This window comes from Mesorhizobium sp. M7A.F.Ca.CA.004.12.1.1 (genome assembly GCF_003997835.1).
Lineage (GTDB): Bacteria > Pseudomonadota > Alphaproteobacteria > Rhizobiales > Rhizobiaceae > Mesorhizobium.
This window is the reverse complement of the sequence record NZ_RZRK01000456.1, coordinates 1-5,081: the sequence shown is the minus strand read 5'-3', so window position 1 is coordinate 5,081 and position 5,081 is coordinate 1. Positions and strand designations below refer to the sequence as shown.

Annotated in this window: 6 protein-coding genes; 5 read left to right on the top strand and 1 reads right to left on the bottom strand. The window is 58.1% G+C overall.

All coding sequences use genetic code 11. The features are described 5' to 3' along the window. Positions 1-64 precede the first annotated feature (64 nt). Positions 65-274 (top strand): DUF2945 domain-containing protein, encoded by a 210-nt coding sequence (locus EN984_RS22325; RefSeq protein WP_127270674.1) that lies wholly within the window; start codon positions 65-67, stop codon positions 272-274. A gap of 2 nt (positions 275-276) precedes the next feature. After that, positions 277-813 (top strand): DUF488 domain-containing protein, encoded by a 537-nt coding sequence (locus tag EN984_RS22320; protein ID WP_206517121.1) that lies wholly within the window; start codon positions 277-279, stop codon positions 811-813. Positions 814-954: 141 nt separating this feature from the next. On the opposite strand, the gene EN984_RS22315 is transcribed toward EN984_RS22320, so the two are convergent. Continuing rightward, positions 955-1,734, bottom strand: coding sequence for a carbon-nitrogen hydrolase family protein (locus tag EN984_RS22315; RefSeq protein ID WP_127270679.1), 780 nt, complete (start codon positions 1,732-1,734; stop codon positions 955-957). Positions 1,735-2,114: 380 nt separating this feature from the next. Between EN984_RS22315 and EN984_RS22310 the strand changes: the two genes are divergently transcribed. The 3 genes from EN984_RS22310 to EN984_RS22300 all read left to right on the top strand — a co-directional run bounded on the left by EN984_RS22310 (position 2,115) and on the right by EN984_RS22300 (position 4,894). Beyond that, on the top strand, positions 2,115-2,957 hold the full coding sequence (locus EN984_RS22310; protein ID WP_127270695.1) for an alpha/beta hydrolase: 843 nt from the start codon (positions 2,115-2,117) through the stop codon (positions 2,955-2,957). Positions 2,958-3,189: 232 nt separating this feature from the next. Next, positions 3,190-4,224 carry a DUF4331 family protein gene (locus EN984_RS22305; RefSeq protein WP_127270681.1) on the top strand — a complete coding sequence of 345 codons (1,035 nt, stop codon included), beginning with the start codon at positions 3,190-3,192 and terminating at the stop codon, positions 4,222-4,224. Between the two features lie 79 nt (positions 4,225-4,303). Beyond that, positions 4,304-4,894 carry a HupE/UreJ family protein gene (locus EN984_RS22300; RefSeq protein WP_127270684.1) on the top strand — a complete coding sequence of 197 codons (591 nt, stop codon included), beginning with the start codon at positions 4,304-4,306 and terminating at the stop codon, positions 4,892-4,894. Positions 4,895-5,081 lie beyond the last annotated feature (187 nt).

The window sequence follows — 5,081 nt, the reverse complement described above, 5'->3', positions numbered from 1 at the left end:
TTCACCTGAAAAGACCGAGCCCGAGTTCTTCACTGACAAGATCTTTATGATGAAAAGGTGAACCATGCCGAAATATCACATTGGCGATCACGTCACTTGGAACTCGGAAGCGGGATCTGCGAGCGGCAGTATCATACGAATCCATGAAGAGGATTTCGTTTTCAAGGGATACACCCATCACGCCTCCAACGAAGAGCCGCAATATGAAATAAGGAGTGACAGAACGGATCATATCGCAGCCCATATAGAGAGGGCGCTCTCCAGAAAGCTGTGATCATGCAGTTCTATTCAATTGGCCATTCTACACGCTCTTTTCGCCAGTTTGCGGCGATTCTCGAACGCGCCTCTATAGACCTGATTGCCGACGTGAGAGCGTTTCCCCGGTCGCGCCGTAATCCCGAGTACAACATAGACATATTGCCGATCACTCTGGGCGCGTCCAGTATTTCTTATGAGTATTTTGCTGACTTGGGTGGCCGCCGACAGTGGCAAGTCGACGTGCCTGATTGCTGCAATGCGCTTTGGCGAAATCGCAGTTTTCACAACTACGCGGACTATGCACTATCAGACGCTTTTCAAGACTCTCTCGACGCGCTGATCTCACGAGGCAGCACAAACAAACTGGCGGTGATGTGTTCGGAGGCCGTCTGGTGGCGTTGTCATCGACGAATAATCGCGGACCATCTTATTTCACGCGGCCACGCCGTTTGTCACCTGATGGGCCTGGGGCAAATGAGCCGGGCGACGCTCACCGCAGGTGCGGTTGTTATAGAGCATGGACGTGTGGTTTATCCGCCCAGTGAGTCTGACTAGCGAAGCTGGCCCCATTTTACCGCCCTTAGGTCGACCTGACGGGGGCGCCGCCGATGCGTTGAGTGCGTCGAAGGATCTGAATCACGACCAGATCAAATGTATTCGCGAACATCCGTCGTGGGCGTTCTCTGGATGCTGTAGTCACTGGCGTGCCGGTTCCGTGACATAGCAGGGATAGTCTGCCTGCGCCCGCGAAGACCTTGCAGCGTCCAACTCGATAATGACGATTGGTCGGTCAGATGATGTCGTTGCAAGCAGCCGCCCGCCGGGAGCAAAGGCGAAGCCGCGACCGCCGAAGAGCGGCCCCTGATGTCCAAGCCGGCCGCTCCGGTTTGAACTGACCACGTAGCAGCCACTCACAAGCGCAGCCATCGCGCCGGCGATCTGCCAGGACCGGTAGTCTGGGCCAGTTGCGCGCGGCAGAGCAATTAGGCTGGCGCCGTTGCGTCCATATGCGCGAGCGTGTTCATTGAACATCGCCTCGGTGCATAAGAGCACACCCGCCATAACGCCGCCAACCTGCGTCGTCGTGAAGTCGCGCGCGGCGGTGGCATACCACTCGGTCTCGTGCCATCCGGGCTCCGCTGGAAAATACTGTTTTCGGTGTACTGCTCGGATCTGGCCATCCTCGATCACCACCGCCTCATTCGCAAGACGGTCTCCTTCCCAAATCGGGCGCGAGGTCAGTACCGTCGGCACCTCCAAAGCAGACAGCGCCGCTAAACCCTGATCGTGGAGCGCAATGCTAGCCGTCGCGATGCTCGCATTGAAACGGCTGCTTGAGGCAATCCAATTTCCAAATGGCAATTCGTTCGTGATGAGCAAGTCGGGCCGCTCGCTACGAACGCGTCTTGAGATATCGGTCCAAAGCGAACCGCGAGGTTGCAGGCCGTCTGGCCATTCGACAAAGCCGATACGCATTTACCCTCCGCCACAGCTTTCTCATCGTGGATCTTATGCGACGCCGACGACGGGAAATGAATGCAATCTCTCTCGCCTCGGGAGGCTTTTGACAGCACGTGATGGTCCATTCTAGCTGGCCAGCCAGCCGTTCGGATTGTGCTCATGTCTAGTCGAAAAAACCAATGGTACGATTCTCGCTCTGCCGTTTCCTGACTAGCCTCCAACCGTGAACTTAACCCTTGGAGGCGACGGACATGGACGTACAAGCACTTACTCCGGCATTCAGATTCAATCGCCGCGAGATGGTGGCCGGTATGGCGACCCTTGCGGCCACGCCACTGCTTCCCGTTCCAGCGTCCGCGCAGGACGCCAACCCTCTTTCTAAAGGAGAGCATCTAATGAGCAGCGGATACATCACGACAAGGGACGGCACGGAGATCTTCTACAAGGACTGGGGCCCCAAAAGTGCCCAACCTATCCATTTCCACCACGGCTGGCCGCTGTCTGCCGACGACTGGGACAACCAGATGCTATTCTTTCTGGCGAACGGATATCGAGTCGTCGCCCACGACCGCCGCGGCCATGGCCGTTCGACTCAGGTAGCCACCGGCAACGATATGGACCATTACGCCGCCGACGCCGCCGCCGTGGTCGAGCATCTTGACCTCCGGGATGTCATCCATATCGGCCACTCGACGGGTGGCGGCGAGGTTGCCCGCTATGTAGCCAGATATGGCGAGCCGCAGCGCCGCGTCGCCAAGGCCGTTTTGATCAGCTCGGTTCCGCCCCTGATGCTGAAGACCCCCTCCAATCCTGGGGGTACGCCGATCGAGGTGTTCGATGGCTTTCGCAAGGCGCTAGCGGCCAGCCGGTCGCAGTTCTATCTCGACGTCGCCTCCGGCCCGTTCTACGGCTACAATCGGCCTGGCGCCAAGGTCTCGCAGGGTGTAATCGAGAATTGGTGGCGCCAGGGTATGATGGGTGGCGCAATTGCACAGTACGAAGGCATTAAGGCCTTTTCCGAGACTGACCAAACGGACGACCTGAAGGCGATCACCGTGCCGACCCTGATCATGCAGGGAGAGGACGACCAAGTGGTTCCCTACAAGGATGCTTCGGTGCTCCAGCACGAGCTGATCAAAAACAGCACGCTGAAGCTTTACCCTGGCTATCCCCACGGCGCCTTTACCATCCATGCAGACGTGTTCAATCCGGAAATCCTGTCCTTTCTGAAAGGTTAGTAGTCGAGCACCCAATCTGGAGAAGACGTTCCGTACGCCTTCTCCAGGCCGCTGTCTTTGCCCATGCAGGCATTGGGGAACGCTCACACTTCTGGACAGGCCAAGACTGCCGGACGTGCGCCGACCAGCGCGACATGCTCAAAACATCGGCCGGGCCGGGCTTTTCGCGACCAACTGTTGAACCCTACGTCACTCGCCTGGCCCGGCCGGTAGAGCTTTTTTGGAGATCGTTATGTCCCACCATCTTGATTCCCCGATCGCACGCCAAGACATCCGCCTCGACATCACTGACCTCTATGTCTTTCGTGGGACGACAGGCACGGTATTCGCGATTAATGTCTGCCACTCGATTTTTGGCAAACTTCCGGTGCCTGGGTACCATCCGGAGGGAATGTACGAGTTCAAGATTGATCTCGACGGCGATGCGATCGAGGACATCACCTTTCGCGTAACATTCGATGCTGCGGACGCGGATGGCAATCAACGCTTTATGTTGCGTCGGATCGATGGGACGGATGCTAGCGATCCGAACTCGCCCGGGGTGGCGATCATCGATGGGTTCACCAACCGAGGCGCGACAACGGCCGATGGGCTTCGCTTCTGGGCGGGAAAGGCCGCCGACCCGTTTTGGATAGATCCTGACGTCCTTCACGCGGTAGGCCACGCATTCCAGGACGGCACAGTGATCAACCTTGTCGGATGGGATCCGGCAAAGGCCCGAAATCTCTTTGCCGGGCACACGGTATACTCGATCGTGCTCGAGGTTCCCGACGACGAACTGCTGATCGGGGCCATTAGCAAGCGCCTCGGCGTGTGGGCTGTTGCGACGTTAGCCACCGACGCGGGCGGTTGGCGCCCGATCAATCGCATCGGACTGCCGATGATCCACCCGCTGTTCACGCAATTCGACGAGGATCTGGGCAACAGGCTGAACGCCGGCCGGCCGGCCGACGATTTTGCAACTTACGGTCTCCGGACTGCCAACGCCATCGCGGCGGTCGTCGCCGCCAACGGTACCTCGGAGGACCCTGCAGGCTACGGTTCGACGGTCGCCCATCGTTTCTTCCCGAACATCTTACCCTACGAGGTGGGCACGCAGGCGACATTCGGATTTGGACAGTGGAACGGCCGTTCGCTGACGGACAATGCCGCCGACGTCATGTGCAGCATCGCGGCCAACGCGCCGATCCGCCTCGGCATCGGCAAGGAGTCTGTGACGTCGAAACCGTCAACGATCTTTCCTTATATGCCGCCGGTCGTTGCTTAAGGCTCCCAAACGAGAGTCAAGCATTGAGCTCCGATTCTTACATAGAATTTCAGACTGAGAGCCGAGAAAGGAATTCGACATGTTGAAACAACTGTTTGTCATAACCGTAACCTTGATGTTCAACGTCATGCCGGCGTTCGCACATCTTAACCCGGAGGAGCATGGCTCGCTTCTCGCAGGCTTCTCTCATCCTTTGTTTGGGCTCGACCACATTCTGGCGATGATCGCTGTGGGCTTGTGGGCTGCTCTGCTCGGTGGGCGGTCCACATGGCTCATCCCCTCAGCGTTTGTCGGAACCATGGTCGTCGGCTTCGTTGTGTCCATGCTCGGTGGTGACCTCCCATTCGCAGAGCCCGTCGTTGCAGCGTCAGTTCTCATTCTCGGTCTGCTGGCTTTCGCAGCACTTCAAGTTCCAACATCGGTGGGAATGGTATTGGTCGGCTTCTTCGCATTTTTCCATGGGTACGCACATGGCGGTGAACTTGGTGAAGCGGGAGCGTTTCCGTTCCTGGTAGGGTTTGTCATCGCGACTACTCTGCTTCATGCCCTCGGCGTGAGGATAGGTCTTGGGCTATCGCGGCCTGCGATTGGCGGAGTGCAACGTTGGGTCGCCCAAATGGCTGGCGGCCTCACGGCGCTCGCCGGTTTATGGATAGTCGCCGGCGGTTAGTAGGCTCGTGTTCTTCTAATGATCATAGGTGCGCTCGTAGCTTCGGCCGCAGGCTCCCCGCCACCCCCTTTGAGGTCAGCAGGCCACGCAGTGGTCGTTACGCCGCGCCGCGCCGATTAGTTCGTCGAAACATGTCGAAGATCGGCGGCCGTATCGTCCGCATGACAGTCGACATGGTTGATCATGC